The organism is Streptomyces sp. ITFR-21 (genome assembly GCF_031844685.1).
GTDB lineage: Bacteria > Actinomycetota > Actinomycetes > Streptomycetales > Streptomycetaceae > Actinacidiphila.
Map to the genome: position 1 here is coordinate 4944212 of NZ_CP134605.1, position 17354 is coordinate 4961565.

The 17354-nt window shown below is 74.1% G+C and carries 11 protein-coding genes, 1 pseudogene and 1 riboswitch; all 12 genes and pseudogenes read right to left on the minus strand.

Annotation, left to right across the window (positions count from 1 at the left end):
• Positions 1 to 29: 29 nt before the first annotated feature.
• Positions 30 to 3290, minus strand: a complete 3261-nt coding sequence (locus tag RLT57_RS22275) for an AfsR/SARP family transcriptional regulator (protein ID WP_311299055.1) — start codon at positions 3288 to 3290, stop codon at positions 30 to 32.
• Between the two features lie 1028 nt (positions 3291 to 4318).
• Positions 4319 to 5323 (minus strand): annotated as a pseudogene (locus tag RLT57_RS22280) (PP2C family protein-serine/threonine phosphatase); the annotation flags it as partial.
• 13 nt (positions 5324 to 5336) lie between these two features.
• Positions 5337 to 6599: a serine--tRNA ligase gene (gene serS, locus RLT57_RS22285; protein ID WP_311299056.1), complete on the minus strand. Its 1263-nt coding sequence runs from the start codon at positions 6597 to 6599 to the stop codon at positions 5337 to 5339.
• Between the two features lie 990 nt (positions 6600 to 7589).
• Positions 7590 to 8903, minus strand: coding sequence for a hypothetical protein (locus RLT57_RS22290; RefSeq protein ID WP_311299057.1), 1314 nt, complete (start codon positions 8901 to 8903; stop codon positions 7590 to 7592).
• Positions 8904 to 8907: 4 nt separating this feature from the next.
• Positions 8908 to 9405 (minus strand): ubiquinol-cytochrome c reductase iron-sulfur subunit, encoded by a 498-nt coding sequence (locus tag RLT57_RS22295; RefSeq protein WP_311299058.1) that lies wholly within the window; start codon positions 9403 to 9405, stop codon positions 8908 to 8910.
• Positions 9402 to 10808, minus strand: coding sequence for a PLP-dependent cysteine synthase family protein (locus RLT57_RS22300; protein ID WP_311299059.1), 1407 nt, complete (start codon positions 10806 to 10808; stop codon positions 9402 to 9404). The genes RLT57_RS22295 and RLT57_RS22300 overlap by 4 nt, the downstream gene beginning before the upstream one ends.
• A 39-nt stretch (positions 10809 to 10847) precedes the next feature.
• Positions 10848 to 12557 carry a copper resistance protein CopC gene (locus RLT57_RS22305; RefSeq protein ID WP_311299060.1) on the minus strand — a complete coding sequence of 570 codons (1710 nt, stop codon included), beginning with the start codon at positions 12555 to 12557 and terminating at the stop codon, positions 10848 to 10850.
• Complete coding sequence (locus tag RLT57_RS22310) at positions 12554 to 13297, minus strand: YcnI family copper-binding membrane protein (RefSeq protein WP_311299061.1); 744 nt, start codon at positions 13295 to 13297, stop codon at positions 12554 to 12556. Before RLT57_RS22310 ends, RLT57_RS22305 begins: the two co-directional genes overlap by 4 nt.
• A 65-nt stretch (positions 13298 to 13362) precedes the next feature.
• A complete protein-coding gene (locus RLT57_RS22315; protein WP_311299062.1) occupies positions 13363 to 14160 on the minus strand; it encodes an ABC transporter ATP-binding protein in 798 nt (265 codons plus the stop codon).
• On the minus strand, positions 14154 to 15269 hold the full coding sequence (locus tag RLT57_RS22320) for an ABC transporter permease (protein WP_311299063.1): 1116 nt from the start codon (positions 15267 to 15269) through the stop codon (positions 14154 to 14156). The genes RLT57_RS22315 and RLT57_RS22320 overlap by 7 nt, the downstream gene beginning before the upstream one ends.
• A gap of 8 nt (positions 15270 to 15277) precedes the next feature.
• Entirely contained in the window at positions 15278 to 16435 is a 1158-nt protein-coding gene (locus tag RLT57_RS22325) for an ABC transporter substrate-binding protein (protein ID WP_311299064.1), read from the minus strand.
• Between the two features lie 413 nt (positions 16436 to 16848).
• Positions 16849 to 16980: a putative leader peptide gene (locus RLT57_RS33435; protein WP_399129907.1), complete on the minus strand. Its 132-nt coding sequence runs from the start codon at positions 16978 to 16980 to the stop codon at positions 16849 to 16851.
• 40 nt (positions 16981 to 17020) lie between these two features.
• Positions 17021 to 17132: riboswitch (SAM riboswitch) on the minus strand.
• Positions 17133 to 17354 lie beyond the last annotated feature (222 nt).

Consider the following 17354-nt stretch of genomic DNA (forward strand, 5'->3'; position numbering starts at 1 on the left):
CCCGCCACGGGGGCCGGGCGGCCCGCGTCTCAGACCAGGGCACGCAGCGAGTCGGCCTCCGGGACGCCCAGCCGCTCGGCGATCCGCAGGCCGCGCGCCGCCGGGCGGCCCGGCCGGCCGTGGCCGGGCACCGTCTGCACCGCGCGGCTCCAGGCGAGCAGCGCCCGCACCTCGCCCAGCGGCTGGTGGTTGGCCCGGTAGATCGCCGCCACCCGGCGGTAGCCCGCCACCGCCGCGGCGCAGCGCCCGGAGGCCAGCGCGCTGTCCGCCTCCGACATCAGGGTCTGCGCGATCACCGGCCGCAGCGCGGTGCCGCCCAGCACGGTACGGCTGCGCCGGCAGGCGATCACCGCCTCCTCGTACCGGCCCATCCGGACGTGCACGGCCGCGCTCTCGGCCAGCGCCCTGGCCACGCCCTGCCGGTAGCCGAACTTCTCCGCGATCCGCCACGCGTTGCCGAAGCTGCGCAGCGCCTGGTCGGTGTGCTCGGCGGCGGCCTCGACGCCGCCCAGGTGGATCAGGCAGTCGGTCTCGATCCGCGGGTCCGACAGGTGCGGAATGGTGACGTGCGCCTCCCGCGCCGCCGCCACCGCCTTCGCCTGCGCGCCCAGGTCGCTGTGGATGGTGGCCCGGCAGGTCAGCGCGATGGCCAGCCCCTCGTGGAAGGACATCTCCTCGCTCAGCCGGATCGCCAGCGCGCACCAGCGCTCGGCCTCCTCGTACCGGCCCATGTGGCGCAGCGTCAGCGCGATGTAGCCGGGCAGCCGCACCCGGCCGAACCGCGAACCGGCCCGCTCGACCAGCACCAGCGCCCGCCGGTAGTCGCGCAGCGCGTCCTCCATGGCACCGGCGTCGTAGATGTTCCGGGCGATCCGGGCCAGCGCGTTGGCCTGGCCCGCCCAGTCGCCCAGGTCCTCGTGGATGCGCAGCGCCCCGGTCAGGTAGCGGTCGGCCAGCCCGACCTCGCCCATCGACCAGTACGAGCGGCCGATCGCGGTGAGCGCCAGCGCCTCGCCGGCCCGCCAGCCCGCGTCCCTGGCCACCTGGACGGCCTCGCGGGCGTGCGCCAGTTCACCCTCGGTGCCGTCGCGGTAATGGGTGTCGGCGACGTTCAGCAGCATGCCCGTGTGGGCGCGGCTGTCACCGGACTTGGCGGTCTCCACGAGCGCCGCGCGCACCGCGGCCGACCAGTCCTCGCCGCCCGGGTGCAGCCGGATGAAGCCGAGCATCGCGTCGGCCAGCTGCCAACTGGCCGCGCCCAGGCCCATCTCGGCGGCGTGCTTGATCGCCGCGCAGATGTTGGCCTTCTCCCGGTCCAGCCAGTCGATGTCGACCTCCGGCAGCATCCCGTCCTCCTGCGGCGCGGACACCGGTATCCAGGCCGGCGCGGCGCCGCGGTGGAAGCCCGCCATCTGTATCTGGTGGGTGTGGCTGGCCTCCTCCACGCAGCGCCGGTACCACTCCAGCAGCCGCAGCAGCGCCGCCTCCCGGACCGCCAGCGGGTCCTCGGCGGCGGTCTCGGCGGCGTACTGCTTGACCATGTCGTGCAGCCGGTAGCGCCTGGAGGCGTACTCCGTGACGAGGTTGGCCCGCACCAGCGTGCCGAGCCGGTCCTCCGCCTCGGCGAACGAGCAGTCCGCCAGGGCCGCGACCGCCTCGGTACCGAAGTCCGAGCCCGGCATCAGGCCGGCCCAGCGGAAGACCTGCCGGTGCTTGGGCGCCAGCCGGCGGTAGGACAGGTTCAGCGCCTGCCGCATCGCCCGGTGCGCCTGGACCTCCTCGCCCGGCGCGCCCGCCACGAACGGCAGCAGCCGGGCCAGCGACTCCTCCGGCCGGCCGGCCGCGTAGGCCGCGCTCAGCCGCAGCGTCAGCGGCAGCTGACCGGACGCCCGGACGAAGCCGACCGCCGCGTCCGGCTCGGCGGCCACCCGCTCGGTGCCCACCAGGCTGCTCAGCAGCGCCAGCGCCGCCCGCTCGTCGAGCACGTCCAGCATCAGCTCGCCCGCGCAGTACCTGACGGTCAGCTCCGGCATCCGGTTGCGGCCGGTCACCACCACCGCGCTGCCGTTCACGCTCGTCGGCAGCAGGTCGCGCACCTGGTCGGGGCCCGCCACGTCGTCCAGCAGGATCAGCACCCGGCGCCGGGCCAGCAGCGTCCGGTACAGCGCGGCGCGCTCGTCGAGCCCGTACGGGATGTCGGCGGCTGGCAGCCCGAGCGCCAGCAGCACCCTGGCCAGCGTCTCCGCGGGCGAGAGCGGCTCCAGGTTCGGGTGGTGGCCCCGCATGGCGACAAAGAACCGGCCGTCGGGGAAGGAGTCGCGGGCCCGCTGCGCCCACTGCACCGCCAGCGTGGTCTTGCCCGAGCCGGCCAGCCCGCTGATCACGAAGAGGTTCCGGCTGCGGGCGGTGGCCGGGTCGGTGTCGAGCTCGCGCGGGCGGGCCAGCATGTCGAGCGCGGCCAGCTCCGGTTCGCGCCCGGAGAAGACGTCGGGGGCGGCCGGCATCGGGAGCTGCTCCCGGCTCGGCACCTCGATTCTGGGCCGCGCCTGCTGCGGCTGGAGCAGCAGCTCACCGGCCTCGCGCAGCTCCCGGCCGGGCCTGGCCGCGAGTTCCGAGGCCAGCCGCTCCCGGAAGGCGGAGTACTGGCGCAGCGCCTCCGCCTGGTTGCCGCTGTCCCGGTGCGCGGCCATCAGCCGCAGCATCAGCTCCTCGTCGTAGGGCCGCTCCGCCATCAGCCACTGCAACTCCGGCAGGATCTCCCGGGCCCGGCCGAGCCGCAGTTGGGCGTCGTAGAACGCGGTGAGCACACTGCGCTGCTGGGCCTCCAGGGTGGCCCGCAGCGATTCGACCCTGGTGCCCCACAGGTCGCTCAGCGGCGCGCCCGACCACTGCTCCAGCGCGTTCCGCAGCAGCTGCGAGCGCTGCTCGTCGTCACCGGTCGCGGCGGCGCCCCGGGCGGCCAGGTCCTTGAAGCGGCACAGGTCCACCGCGGCCGGATCGGCCTCCAGCACGTAGCCGCCGTCGCGCGCGGACAGCTCCGGCGCGCCGCCGTTCGACGGCGCGGAGGCGAGCACCTTGCGCAGCCGCGTCGCGTAGCCCGCCATCACATTGCGTGCCAGCCGCGGCGGGTGCTCGTCCCACAGCAGCTCCACCAGCCGTTCGAACGGCACCACCGCGTTGGCGTCGACCAGCAGCAGCGCGAGCAGCCCGCGCTGCCGTGCGTGCCCGATCTCCAGATCCCGGCCGCCCGCGAGCACGCGTACCGGACCAAGAACCCGTAATTCGATCACTCTACGCTCCACTCACCAGCCACGGTGTGCACTATCGAATGACACTTCTGCTGAGGTCTGCGCGCGGAAAGATAGTACGTCCGGGCATGTAGCGCCGCAATGCCGCTGTGTGTGTCCCGGGTCACGCCAAGTCTCCGGCTGCATAGAGGTAACCGGAACCCATTCCGGACGAATTCTCCGCGGTGCACAGTTGTCTCGCGCCGGGTGGCGGCCGGGCGGGACCGCAGAATGTATACCGGACCCGGCCGTCGGACGCACTTTTGACACGCCGCGCCGACAACCTACCGCCACGAGTGCCGTGGCCGACCTCGGTCTTCGCTCCCGGACCGCTACGGGCGGCCGCGGCCGGGCCGGCACCGGCGGCGGCCGGCATTTCCCGGGGCAAGCGGACACGACATTGGGCGCGAGGATTGTCGGTGCAACAGGAAATCAGCTGGTGCGCTTTTGCCAGGTGGGCCGCCGATTATCCGTCGAATTCACCCGCGGTGCGGCCCGGTGGCCCTTTCGATAATTCCCGGGGCGTCGCCGGAAATGCGGCCGGCAACTGCCGGGGCCGTCCCTGCGGGGCAGGTGGGGTGCCGTTTCGCGGCGCGGGCGGCGGGGGTGGAGAACCGGCCTTTCCCGGCCCGGCGGGAGCCGCCGCGGGCCCGGCCGCCACACCGCTGCGCGCCTCCCGCCGACCGCCCTTCGCCCTCCGGCCCGCGCTCGGCGCCCGGCCTCGCGCGGGCGTCTTTTCGAACACGCCGGGAGATTGCCGCCAGCGGCCGGACGGTTTACCGCCCACCCGCGGTCTGCCCCGCCGAAGGTGAAATGCGGCTCTCGCGTTCCGGTCAGCGGATGGTGGCCGACGGTGAACGGTATGGCGCCCCGATGACACCGATCCGCGGCTTCGGCCGCGGATCTGAACGGACGGGTGAGGGGGCGGGTCGGGCGGCCGGTCGGGGCGGCCGGGCGGCGCCGCGTGGTCCCGCGACCGCCCCGGCCGCGGCTCAGTCGAACTCGGCGAGGTGGCCGGCCGTGCCGCCGCGTCACTCGATCAGGAAGAGGGTCGCGTCGTCGCTGGTCCGGCGGCCCCGCTGGTGCTTCAACTCGTGGGACAGGGTGCGGACCGTGCCCCGCACGCCCTCCTCCGGGTGTCCGGCGCGGTTGACCCGGTTGACATAGGAGATGAGCCGGTCCTCGCCGAACGGCTCGGCGCCGGACTCGTGTTCCTCCACCAGGCCGTCGGTGAAGCACAGCACGCGGTCACCGGGCCGCAGCGTCTCCTCGCTGACCTGCGGGTCGTCGCCGCCGAAGCCCACCGGCAGCGTCGTCGGGCTCTCCAGCTTCCGGACCACCCCGCGGTCGCGGATGAGCAGCGGGGCCGGGTGCCCGGCGTTGACCCACCGCAGCACGCCCGTGGTGATGTCGAGGCTCATCATCTGCGCCGTGACGAAGTGGTCGGGGCCGGACTGCCGGGCGATCGCGCTGCCCATGAACGCGTACATGTCGGCGAGGCCGATCTCGGACCGCCGGGCGTGCCGGTACGCGCCGATGGCGACCGTCGCCATCGTGGCGGCGTCCAGGCCGTGTCCCATCGCGTCGACCATCGCCACGTGCAGGATGTCGTCGTTGAGCGCGTAGTCGAAGCTGTCGCCCGCGACCTGGTAGGCGGGCTCCAGGATGCCGGCCACCTCGACCTGCGGGCAGGACATCGTCAGCGGGGGCAGCAGGGCCCACTGGATCTCGGCGGCCACCCCCATCGGCTCGCGCCGCCTGGCGAGGAAGAACTGGTCGGTGTAGTGGTCCTTGGTGACGATCATGTCCGCGACCAGACCGGCGAGCCGCCGCAGCAGCCGCCGGTCGTCGTCGTCCACGGAGTCCATCGTCAGCGCCAGCACCCCGACCTGGTCGCTGCCGTCGAGCAGTGGCAGGTACACCCTTACGCCCGCCGCGCTCGGCACCTCGACGGTCCGCGCCCGCAGGAACGCCGTGCCGGCCGCCGAGTCGCCGATCGGCTCGGGCGCGCCGGCTCCCCGCCGGCCGCGGCGCGGCCGGCCCCGTCGGCTAGAGCAGCTCGCGGTTGCCGAGGTAGGGGCGCAGCACCTCGGGGACGCGCACCTTCTGGTCGGCGGTCTGGAAGTTCTCCACCACCGCGGCCAGCAGCCGGGGGGTCGCCACCGCGGTGTTGTTCAGCGTGTGCGCGATCCGCACCGTGCCGTCGCTGTCGCGGTACTTCAGACCCGCCCGCCGGGCCTGCCAGTCGTGCAGCGTCGAGCAGCTGTGGGTCTCCCGGTAGGTCTCCAGCGACGGAATCCAGGTATTGATGTCGTTCATACGGAACTTCCCCACGCCCATGTCCCCGGTCGCGCATTCCACGACCTCGTAGGCGAGCCCGAGTTCCTGCAGGATCTGCTCGGCGGTGGCGAGCAGCTCCTGGTGCCAGCGGGCCGATACCTCGACGTCCGCCTCGCAGATCACGAACTGCTCGACCTTTTCAAACTGGTGGACCCGCAGTAGGCCGCGGACATCCCGGCCGGCGCTGCCGATCTCACGCCGGAAGCACGGGGAGATTCCGGCGTAGCGAATCGGCAGGCGGCTCTTGTCCAGGATTTCGCCGGAGTGGAGTCCGACCAGTCCGACCTCGGCGGTACCGGCCAGGAAAAGGTTCTCCGCGGGCAGTTCATAGGTCTCAGAACGGCCTTTGGGAAACATGCCGGTCCCGACCAGCGCCTCCTCCTTGACCAGCGAGGGGACCGAGATCGGGGTGAAGTCCTTGGTACGCAGCAGGTCGAGTGCGTAGGAGTGGAGCGCCCGCTCCAGCATCAGCAGATCGCCGTTCAGGGTGTACGCGCGTTCTCCCGACACCTGGCGGGCGCGGGCGAATTCCGCCCAGCCGCGGCGCTCGGCGATCTCCACGTGGTCCAGGACGGCGAAGTCGAACGCCGGGGGCTTGCCCCAGGAGCGGATGACGACGTTGGCCGACTCGTCGTCGCCCACCGGCGCCCCCTCCCAGGGGATGCCGGGGGTCAGCAGCAGCAGCTCGCGCAATTCCGCGCCGGCCCGGGACAGTTCGGCACGCAGTTCGGAAAGGGCTCCGTCGAGTTCGCTGCTCTGCGTGCGGAGTTCAGCGCGGCGCGTCTCGTCGGCCTTGGCGAATTCCTTCGACAGGCTTTTGCGCTGCCGCTGCGCCTCGTCGACCTGGAACTGCAGACCGCGGTTGTGCTCCTCGAGCCGGATCAGTTCGTCGACATCGAGATCGATCCCCTTGACGCGAACGGCTTCCTTGACCGCATCGGGATGGTTACGGACGAAATTCTTGTCCAGCATGTTCCTGCCGTCGCTTTCCTGCCGCTCCCGTCAAATGTGGGCCTCACGCTACCATTTCGGCCCTCCCGGCCACCGGCGCGGCCCCGCCCGCCCGGCGGGGACCGCGATGCACCGGGCGGGGGCGGCGGCGGGGGCGGCGGCCGTGGCGGGGAACCGGCCGGGCCCGGCGGGCCGGGGTGCCGCCGCGCTCGCCCACGACGCGCAACGCCTCGGCGTCGTCGGGCGCCGCGGGGCTTGCCGCGGTGACAGGGCGGTGTCCGGGTCGTCCGCCACCGTGGGCAGCACCAGGCCCACCTCGCGCCGGGCCTGGCGCCGCGCGTCCTCCCGGAGCCTGCCGAGCAGCTGCGCGAGCGGTTCGTCCACTCCGTGGGCGGGTTTGCCGGGCGGCACCCCGCCGCCGCGGTCCGGATGGCGCGGAAAGCGCCCGTGCCTCGGCGGGTCCGTCCGCCCCGTTCGGCGGCCGGCCGTCCCGCGGGAACCGCGCGGGCGGAAGGGCGGCCGGCCCTCGCTGGGAGGTGCCCGGCGCCCTACAGCGGTCCGCTCGATCGCCGAGATCACCGGCTGACCCTGCCGCCCGCCCCCGCCGCCGGTGGTCACCGCGGCGGGGGCGGGTCCCGGCCGGAGCGGAGGGGACGATCCGACCCGGGCGCCGTTGGGGGGCGTTCACCGGCCGGCCGCGGCGGTCAAGGCCCGCTCGTACGCCCAGGCGTGCGCCGTCGCGGGGGGCGCGAGCCGGATATATGCCCCGCACGCGCCTGCTCGGCCGGCGGATACAGGGCTAACGCCACCGGAAAGGGTCACTTTTTCGGGCCTACGAAAGGGGTGTCGACCTGTGAAAGACGCCGGCCGTCGTCTGCGACCGCACGGCCGGGCGACCGGCCGGCGCCGCTCCCTCCCGCTGCCCGGCGCGCCCCGCCGCGGGCGCGCCCCGCCCCGGGCGCGGGCCGCCCGCCTCGATGCCGGCGCGGCGCACCGCGCCGCTCGCCGCGCTCAGTGCCAGGTGGCCCCGTGCTCGCGGTGGGTCGCCAGATAGGCGCCCTCGCCGAAGTGGTGGTCGTAAAAGTCGGTGTCGAGGTGCTGGGCCTGGAGGTAGTTGAGGATCTGCACCGTGGGCACCGTCCCGGGCACCTTGCCGAAGGTCTCGTCGATGTAGCGCACCTGACCGGTCAGCAGGCGCAGGAAGCGTTCGTCGTAGGGCGCCGCCGAGGACCGCACCCGGCGCGTGTCGCGCCACGGGCCGGGCGTCGCGGCGTCGAACGGGCCGCCGGTGCCGAACTTGCGCTCGGCGAACCGCTCCACCGCCTCGGCCGCGTCGCGGACATGGGGGCGCGCCAGCGTCTCGAAGACCCCGGGGAGCCCGGTCGGGTTGGGCAGCGCCCACCGCTCGTCGTGTTCGACGTGGAAGCCCAGCCCGGGGACGTCGGGGTCGCCGGACGCGCCGAGGATCGAGAGCCGGTCGATCCCGTCGAAGGTCCAGCCGCCCAGCCCCAGGGCGCCCAGCAGCAGATGGCCGTTGTAGACGCCGGTGATCAGCTCCGCACTGGCCTCGGCCAGCGTGTACTGCTCCACGAACGACAGCGGGAACGGGTCGCCGGCGTGCCGCAGCGAGGAGTCGTCTCCCCCGGGGACCGGCCGCCCGTTGACGTCGTCGTACACGCCGTACCCGTTCTGGAGGAAGAACGCGAGGTTGGCGATCAGGTGCTGGGCGAGGTCCGCGACGGGCACGACCAGCAGCGAGCCCGGGTGGTTGGCGATCCAGGTGTTGTGCCCCTCCAGGTGGGGCTCCTCGCGCGGCAGCCGGATCCGCCGGTCCGAGAGCTTGCGGTAGCGGGCCACGGTGGCGCCGAGCCAGGCGTCGACGTCGGCCTCGACGCCGTCGTCCTCGACCGGAACGCCGTCGCCGGGCGCCGCGTCGCGACTGGACAGGAAGTACGTACCGGAGTCGTCGGTGAAGAAGAAGTCGGTGGTGTGGAATCCGGCGGCGGAGGGGAACGTCCTGCCGCCCGCCGTGGCGGGGTAGTTCGGCAGGGCCGGCGCGTAGCCGGGGTGGTGGGAGATGCCGAAGTTCCATCCCGTCACACCCGTGACCACGGCGAGCACCAGGGCGCGCTCCACCTCGCTCAGCGGCTGGACCGGCTTGGCGCTGGTGAACGCCAGCTCACCGGCCGGGATGCTGCCGCCGACCGGGAAGCGGCGCGAGCGGCGGCCGTTGATCGCCGCGACCAGCGGGAACCGCAGCAGGGCGCCGATCGCGGCGCGCTCCCGCTCGGAGACGCGCAGAACACGGGACGGGGTACCGGTCATGATGTCAGTCTCCCTCCGGGACGCCGCCGGAACTGCCCCGGCCGTCGCCGTCGTCGCTGTCTTCGTGCGTGTGCGGCGGGAGGACGTCACCGCGCACGGTGAACGGCCGGGCCCGCAGCGGCCGGGTCGCCGGCCCGCCGAGCACCCGGCCGGTGGCCGCGTCGGACCGCGAGCCGTGGCACGGGCCGTCCAGTTCCAGGCCCCGGCCCGGCGTCACGGCGCGGCCCCGATGGGTGCAGATCGCGGTGTGCGCGGCGTAGGCCGTACGGGTCGGCCGGGCCACGACGGCCGGGGAGACCGTGTCGGCCATGACGACGGTCGAGCCGCCGACCGGGATCCCGCCGGTCGGGACCGGCCGCGGGCCGCCCGTCGCCGCCGACAGCGGTCCGGTGGCCGCTGAGGCGTCCGCGCCGCGGCCGTCGGCGCCCCCGCCGCCGCAGGCCGTCAGCAGCCCGCACGCGCGGGCGCCGGCGACGGCGGTGCGCCGGGTGGCGGTGCTCATCCGGCCTGCTCGGTCAGCGCGAGCGTCGGCTCGCGGTGCAGCGCCCGCCAGGTCACGGTCCCGGTCACCCGGCCGCGGTCGAGCACGAGCGCGATGCCGCCGTCGGCCCCGTCCCAGGCGGTCACGGCGGGATCGGTGAGGGCGAGCCCGACGCCCAGCCGCACTCCGACGGGCCGGACGGTCTCGGCGACCGTCGCCGCGCCGCGCAGCCGGGCGGGTGTGGTGCAGCCGGCGATGTCGGAGTGGTGCGGGGCCAGGACGCGCCCGTCGCGCCGGTGCGCCACCAGCACCGGGTCGTCGTCGGCGAGCCCGTCGGCCGCCAGCCGCCGCAGGGCCTCGGCGACGGTCTCGTCCCGCTCGATCAGCGGCGACGCGGCCGCGTGCTCGCCGACGGTCGGGCCGCCGGGCCGGTCCCGGTCCGCCGGGCCGGTGAAGCCGTTGGCGGCGAGCCAGCCGTCGTTGAAGTACGTCGACAGGTACGTCCGGCCCGAGTCGGGAAGCAGCACCACGACGGTGTCGTCCGCGGTGAGCCCCTCGGCGATCCGGAAGGCCGCCGCCAGCGCGATCCCCGACGAGCCGCCCGCGAGGATGCCCTCGGTGCGGGCCAGCCGCCGGATGGCGTCGATCGCCTCCTGGTCCTCGATCCCGACGTAGTCGTCGATCACGTCCACGTCGAGCGCCTGCGGCCACACGTCGACCGCCGCCTCGGGGTGCACGAAGTGGCCGGCGCCCTCGATGTACTTCTGGCTGCCGTCGCCGCCGGAGTAGCTCGACGTGACCGGGTCCGCGCCGATCACCCGGACCCGGCCGCCGCTGACCTCCTTGAGGTAGCGGCCGGTACCCGAGATCGTGCCGCCGGTCCCGACGGTGGCGACGAAGTGCGTGACCGCGCCGTCGGTGTCGGCCCAGACCTCGGGGCCGGTACTGGCGTAGTGGGCCGCCGGGTTGGCCGGGTTGTCGTACTGCTGCGCGAGCCAGGCGCCGGGCGTCTCGGCGACGAACTGCTCGCCCTTCGACCGCAGGCTGTCCGGGTGGTCCCTGGGGACGAAGGCGTCGACCAGGCGCAGTTCGGCCCCGTAGGCGGTGAGCTGGTCCTGCTTCTCCCGGGCGATCGAGGAACTGGTGAAGATCACCGCGCGGTAGCCGAGGTGGGCCGCCGCGAGCGCCAGCCCGATGCCGGTGTTCCCGCTGGTCACCTCCACCACGGTGCCACCCGCGCGCAGCGAGCCGTCCGCCTCGGCCCGGCGCAGCATGGCGAGGGCCGCCCGGTCCTTCACGCTGCCGCCCGGGTTCTGCCACTCCGGCTTGACGTAGACGCGCGGGCGCAGCGTCCCGGCGGCCCGGGTCAGCCGGATCAGCGGCGTTCCGCCGATGGAGTCGAGTACGGATGCGTAGGTGGCCACGGGATCTCCTCAGGTGGTCGGGCGGTGTGGTGGGGCGGCTCACAGGACCCGGTAGTGGAACGCGTCGGCGTACTGCTCGGTGGGGCCGGCGACGAGCACGAGGGTCCCGGTCCAGGTGCCGGTGCCGGGAACGTTGACCGAGGAGCTCACGAACGTGAACGCGGTGGCCCTTCCGGGGCGGATCGGGCCCGGCAGCCGGTAGGGGAAGCCGACCCGCAGGGCCCGGACGCCGCCGGCGGGCCGGCCGAGGTCGAGCTGGACCGACCGCACCGGCGCGGTGGCGTCGGTGGCGCCCTCGGCGGTGACGCGGAAGCTCTCCGGGCCGCGCCGGGCCGGGGCGACCTCGATCGTCACGGCGTAGGGGCCGATCGCCGCGTGGACGACCCGCGTGGGGGCGTAGGCCGTGGCGGCCGGAGCCGCCGAGGACAGCACCCCGGCGACGACGACGATCACCGCGCCGAGCCCGGCCTCGGCCCGGACCCGGGTACGCAGCCGTGCCGTCTCCCCGGGGGCGATGCGCCCGTCCGCCGCGTACGCGTCCCGGCGTGCGAGCTGCCGGCCGATCCAGCGGTTGCCCCGCAGCCCCAGCAGCAGCGCCGCCGCGACGAGCGTGAGCTTGACGAGCAGGATGCCGCCGTAGGCGGTGCCGGTCAGCGCCGCGGGGTAGCGTACCTGGACCAGGCCCTGCAACACGCCGCTGAGGGCAAGCACCGCGACGCTGGCGGTGGCGTAGCGCGACCAGAGCGGGAGCCGGGAGAGCCGCGCCAGGGACAGCCGGCGGCGCAGCACGAGCCAGCCGAGGACGGCCAGCCCGCCGAGCCAGGCGACGACGGCCGCGACGTGCACCAGGGTGGAGGCGAAGTACCACCAGGCGCCGGTTCCGCCGTGGCCGTTGCGGACGACGCTGCCCAGCACCGCCGCCGCGAGCACGCCCGCCGCCGTCCACCGTAGGACCGGCGCCCGCCGGCCGCCGTCGCGGGCGTGCGGCGGCGGAAGGACGGCGAGGGCCGCCGCGAGCAGGCCGACGCGGACGAACACCGTCTGGCCGTACGCCGACCCGGCGAAGCCGCGCAGGCCGGCCCACGTGGCGCCGCCGGGGACGGCGGAGGCGTCCCAGAGGTACTGCGTCACGACCTGCGCGGCCGAGGCGAGGACCGCGAGCGCGGCGCCGATCCGCGCGGCGCGCCACAGGACGCGGCGCTCGCCGGGACCGGCGCCGAGCACCAGCCCGGCGGGCAGCACGCCGAGGGCGGCGACGAGTCCGAGGTAGAGCAGGCCCTTGACCGCCCCGACGGCCAGTTGCAGGCCCGCGCTCGGCCGTTCGGACGGCGGCGCCGCGATCGTGACCGCCGGTACGCCGTAACCGAACTGGACGGACCCGCCCACCGGGTGGGTGTCGGCGGAGACGACGGACCAGCTGGCGATGTAGGAGCCCTCGGTGATGCCCGGCCGGACGCCGATGACGAGGGTGCGCCTGCCGTCGAGCAGGCGCACCGAGCCGCTGCTTACGTCCCTGCCCGCCGCGTCGACGACACTGGTCGCCCCCTTGGCGGCGGGCAGGGTGACCGGCTCGTCGAAGGTGACCCGGATGCCGGCCGGGGGCGTGCGCACCTCCGTGCCGTCCGACGGGGTGGTCGCGATCACGTAGGCGTGCGCCGAGGCGGGCGGGGCCGCGAGCGCCAGCCCGGTGAGCGTGCCGAGCAGGGCGAGGAGGGTGAGCGCGCACCGCCGCGCCGACCGCCTGCTCACGAGGGGGTACGGGTCGGGCCCGCGCCGTCGTCGACCCGCGGTGGGCCCGCGCCGCCGTCGACGGCCGGTCGGGCCGCGCCGTGCCGGGCGCGGGTCAGGGCCGCGCCGCCCACGGCGCCCGCCGACAGCGCCAGCACGATGCCCGCCGCTCCCAGGCCGATGCCCCAGCCGTCCCCCGAGCCGCCCGAGGCGGTTGCCGCCGCCGCGGCCGGGGTGATGACCACACTCGGGGCCGGGTGCTCGGGTTCGGCTTCCCCCTGCGCCTGCTGCACCCAGTCCACCTGCGTACCGTCCGAGTAGCGCTGGACGGTCGGCAGGTACAGGGTGCCGTCGGCCGGCAGCGGGCCGACCGACAGCAGGAACTGGCCGAACTGGCCGGGCGCCAGCCCGCCGCCGGTGGCCGTCCAGGTCACCTCGGTCACGGCCGAGGTGACGCTGTCACCGTCGTCGTCCTGAAGCGGCACGGCGAGCGTGGTCCGGGTGAGCCGAACGGTCCAGCCGGGGGCGGGTGCGCCGAGCACGGAGGTGAACGGGGTGGTGGTCGGCAGGTGCACGGTCAGCCCGACCGTGTGAGCGGTCGCCGACTCGGCGGGCACCGTGAACGTCAGCACCGCGCTGCTGCCGCCCGTGGCGCTCGACGACGTGACGCCGACGTGCGCGGCGGCCGGTCCGGCCGCGCCGAGCACCATCGCGGCGGCGGCGGACATGATCACGACGAGGGACTTCGTGTGCTGGGACATCGTGCCTGATTCCGTCGGTGGGGTCGGTGGGGTCGGTGGGGTCGGTGGGCGGGTGGACCCGCGGGTCAGCGGGTTTCCCGGAGTTCGTCCGGCGGCGTCGTGGCCTCCTCGTCCAGCAGCGCCAGGATCCGCGCGCGCAGACCGACGAACTCCGGCGCGGACTGGTCGCGGGGGCGGTCGAGACCGACCTCGACGACCTCGCGGATCCGGGCCGGACGCGGCGAGAGGACGACCAGCCGGTCGGCCAGCACGAGTGCTTCGCTGACGTCGTGGGTGATGAGGACGGCGGTGAAGCCCCGCTCCCGCCACAGCCGCAGCAGCTCGCCCTGCAGGACACGGCGGGTGAGGGCGTCGAGCCTGCCGAGTGGTTCGTCCAGCAGCAGTACGGACGGGTCGTTGACGAGCGCGCGGGCGAGCGCGGCCCGCTGCGCCATGCCGCCGGAGAGCTGCGCGGGCCAGGCGTCGGCGAAGTCGGTCAGCCCGACCAGGGCGAGCGCGTCGTCGATCCGCGCCTTCGCCCCGGCGCGGGCCCGCCGCGCCTGCGGGCCGATCGCCACGTTGCCGCGGACCGTGCGCCACGGCAGCAGCGTCGGGTCCTGGAAGACGAGCGCCCGGCTCGGGTCCGGAGCCGTCACCGGCTCGCCGCCCACCCGCACCGAACCGAACAGCGGCCTGTCGAGCCCGGCGAGCAGCCGGATCAGCGTCGACTTGCCCGAACCGCTCGGGCCGACGAGCGCGACGAACTCACCGGGCCTGACCGAGAGGGAGACGTCGTCGAGGACGGGAAGGTCGCTGCTGCCGTTGCGGAACGCCTGCGTGACGTTGCGCAGGTCGATCGCGGCACCCGCGCCGGTCGTCACCATCGGGTCAGCTCCTTCTCCCAGCGCAGCACCCAGCCGCGCAGCCGGAACAGCAGGGTCAGCAGCACACCGCAGACGACCACCAGGACGACGATGCCGGCATAGAGGCCGGGGAAGTCGCCCCAGCTCTTCTGCCAGTTCAGGTACCAGCCGAGTCCGGAGTTCACCCCGAAGTTCTCCGCCACCGTGAGGCTCACGAAGGACGAGCCCAGCGCCATGAAGGCGCCGGTGAAGATGCTCGGCAGCGCGGCCGGCAGGCTCACCCGCAGCAGCAGGAACCAGCTCTTGGCGCCCAGGGTCTGCGTCACGTCGTAGTACGAGCGGGGAATGCTCACGATGCCGGCCCGGGTCAGCACCGTGATCGGGAACCACACACTGACCGCGATCAGGAACACCGCGCCGCTGTAGGCGCTCGGGAACAGCACGAAGATGACCGGTACCCAGGCCAGCGTCGGCACCGGCCCGAGGAACATCAGGATCGGGTGCACCCAGTAGTTGGCCTGCTGCCACCAGCCGATCACCACCCCGGTGGTCAGACCGGCGAGCAGGCCGAGGACGAAGCCGAGCGTGAGCAGCTGGAGCGAGTTGCCGAGGCTGTCGGCGAGGATCCCCCTGTCGTTCCACAGGTGGTCGAGGATCTCCTGGGGGGCGTCGAAGTACGGGGTGGACAGCGCGTTGGTCTTGGCGGTGGAGATCTCCCAGAAGATCGCCCAGACGGCCGAGCCGAACAGCCACGCCGAACCGTGTGCGACACGGGCGGCCGCGCGGGCGCCCAGCCGCCCGCGGATGCCGCTGAGCGCCCACAGCACCACCGCGAGCCCGGCGACGGCCGCCCCGACGATCGCGGTGAAGTCCGTGGTGGCGCGGACGGCGGCGCTGTCGCGCAGCGGCAGTCCCGGACTGTCGTGCACGACCTCGGTGATCGTACTGAAGGCGGCCCAGGCGAGGACGCCGGCGCCGGTGAGGACCGGGTTGACGCGGACCGGGTGGGTGACCTTCTCCAGGGCCGCGTGGATACGCGCCGCGCCCTGGACGGTCGTCCCGGTGGGGGCCGCCGTCCCGGCCGCCGCCGGGGTGGCGGCCGGGACGGCGTTGAGCGTGGTGGGGTCCATGGTCTTCCTCAGAAGTCGAGACCGAGGTTGACGAAGACCTTGTCGGCCAGCGCCCGGGCGTCGGTACCGGCGGGGAGGAAGCCGGTGTGGATGAACTTGTCGATGCCCGGCTCGAGGACCCGCTGCAGGTTCTTGGGCGAGGGGTCGAAGGTGAGGGTCTGCAGCACCGGCAGGATGTTGGCCGCCGTGTCCGGGACGTAGTGCCTGCCGGACTCGATCTCGGCGGTCTCCTGCAGGTTCGCCCCCACGTAGCGCGAGCCGCGCGCCCAGGCGTTGACCAGCCTGGCGGCGGTGACCGGGTCCTGGCTGACGAAGGTCTCGTTCAGGGCGACCGCGCAGCACGGGTAGGAGGCGTTGCGGCTCAGGTCGCGGTTGTCGGAGAGTTCCTTTGCCCAGCCGTCCTTGACCCCCTGGATGATCGGCAGGAAGCCGCCGGCGGTCGCGATGGCGTCGACCTTTTTGTCCTGGAGCGCCTTCGGTAGGAGGTCCTGTTCGATGACGACCCACTCGACCTGCTTGGCCGCCGGACTGGAGTTGATGCCGGCGTCGAGCAGGTCGAGGGAGAAGAAGTTGGGCGCCGAGCCCTGCAGGCTGCTCACGCCGATCTTCCGGCCCTTGAGCGCGGCCACGGTGGGCACCGAGCCGTCGTTGCGGGCGTAGAGGTCGAGGCAGCCGTGGTGCAGCCCGCCGGACAGCTTGACCGGGGTGCCGTTGTAGATCGGGCCGAGGAAGTTGAAGAAGATGCCGTTGGTCGCTATGTACTTGCCCGAGCCGACGGCGGCGGTGGCGTCCTCGTCGGTGCCGGTCTTCTTCAGGACGACGTTCAGCCCGGCGTCCCGGAAGAAGCCCTTCTCGTAGGCGACGATCAGCGGCGCGTCGCAGACGCCGCTGGGGGCGGTGACGGTCAGCTGCCGGTCGGCCCACGACCTCGTCACGGTGAGGCCGTCGGCGGTGCCGCTGTCCTTCGTGTCGCTCCTGATGAAGGCCCAGCTGCCCAGGCCGGCTGCAGCGGCGGCGCCCACGCCGACGGCGCCGAAGGTGAGCAGGCGGCGCCGGGAGACGCTTTTGGCGGCGTCGAGGTCGACGTTCGCCTCGACGAGGCCGGGCTGCGGTGGTTCGGGGTTCGCGTCGCCGGGTTGTGGCGTCTGCGGAATGTCGTCACTCATGGTTCGGGAATCCTGTCCGGTATTCGGGCATGGCGGATTTGCGGACCGGCTCCAATGGCAGCCGCATGCGTACGGAGATCTGTTCGCGCGACCGGTTTCCGGGTCGGCGGGAGAAAGCACACGCGTTCACGCGGACGTCATCGACCGCGGGGCACCGGATTTTCCGGGAAGGCGACTGGGCGTGTCAGGCGCGGCAGGCGGCCGAATCCGTCGGTGCTCACCGCGCCGCGTACGGGATACGGTTCCGCGGGGGATCGCCGGGGAGGTACGCCGGGCCGGCCGGCGTGATCCCGCGCCGACCGGCTACCGTGCGTGCCGCGCGGGCCGTGCCGTGCCCGCCGGGCCGCGGCCGGAGCCGCCGTCAGGTCCGGCCCGGTGGCGGCATGTTGCCCGCCCGGGGCGGCCGCGCCGTGTCAGCGGCCGGCGGGCAGCCCGGGACAGAGAGCGGCGGCGACGCGCTGAAGGTCGATGTGACGACGGGAGGAGCTCCGGAACGCCCGTACGGCGCTGCGACCTTCGGGCCGCGACGTCTGCCGCTCACCCATCGTCAGCACCTCCACTTGGCGGCGGGCGCACCGCCCGCCGGTCTCGCGCTTGCCGGGCCCCTGCGGCACGGCCGGGTGTTCACCTGGAGCACCCCGCCGCGGAGGAGGGTTGCCGGTCAGCAGGCCAGGGCCGAACGCTGACACTCATCACCTGTCGGCAGGAAGATAGCCCCGTGCGGGGCGGCGGGGCAAGAGTTCGGGGGGAATTCGGCGCACACCGATTCGCGGTGGCCGTATGCCGCCCGGCCACCGCGTTCCGCCCCGGTATTACCGCAACACCGGTGCAACAATTCGGCTTCGCGGGCCGGAACACCGGATCGCTTCTCGGCGGCATTCCGGCCGCCGTCGACGTGTTTCCACCGGTGCGCCGGCCC

What these genes read in the sequence shown, in the direction of transcription:
- serS (WP_311299056.1), bottom strand. Translation starts at nt 6,599, where the DNA reads ATGCTGGACAAGAATTTCGTCCGTAACCATCCCGATGCGGTCAAGGAA.
- RLT57_RS22290 (WP_311299057.1), bottom strand. Translation starts at nt 8,903, where the DNA reads ATGACCGGTACCCCGTCCCGTGTTCTGCGCGTCTCCGAGCGGGAGCGC.
- RLT57_RS22295 (WP_311299058.1), bottom strand. Translation starts at nt 9,405, where the DNA reads ATGAGCACCGCCACCCGGCGCACCGCCGTCGCCGGCGCCCGCGCGTGC.
- RLT57_RS22310 (WP_311299061.1), bottom strand. Translation starts at nt 13,297, where the DNA reads ATGTCCCAGCACACGAAGTCCCTCGTCGTGATCATGTCCGCCGCCGCC.
- RLT57_RS22315 (WP_311299062.1), bottom strand. Translation starts at nt 14,160, where the DNA reads ATGGTGACGACCGGCGCGGGTGCCGCGATCGACCTGCGCAACGTCACG.
- RLT57_RS22320 (WP_311299063.1), bottom strand. Translation starts at nt 15,269, where the DNA reads ATGGACCCCACCACGCTCAACGCCGTCCCGGCCGCCACCCCGGCGGCG.
- RLT57_RS22325 (WP_311299064.1), bottom strand. Translation starts at nt 16,435, where the DNA reads ATGAGTGACGACATTCCGCAGACGCCACAACCCGGCGACGCGAACCCC.
- RLT57_RS33435 (WP_399129907.1), bottom strand. Translation starts at nt 16,980, where the DNA reads ATGGGTGAGCGGCAGACGTCGCGGCCCGAAGGTCGCAGCGCCGTACGG.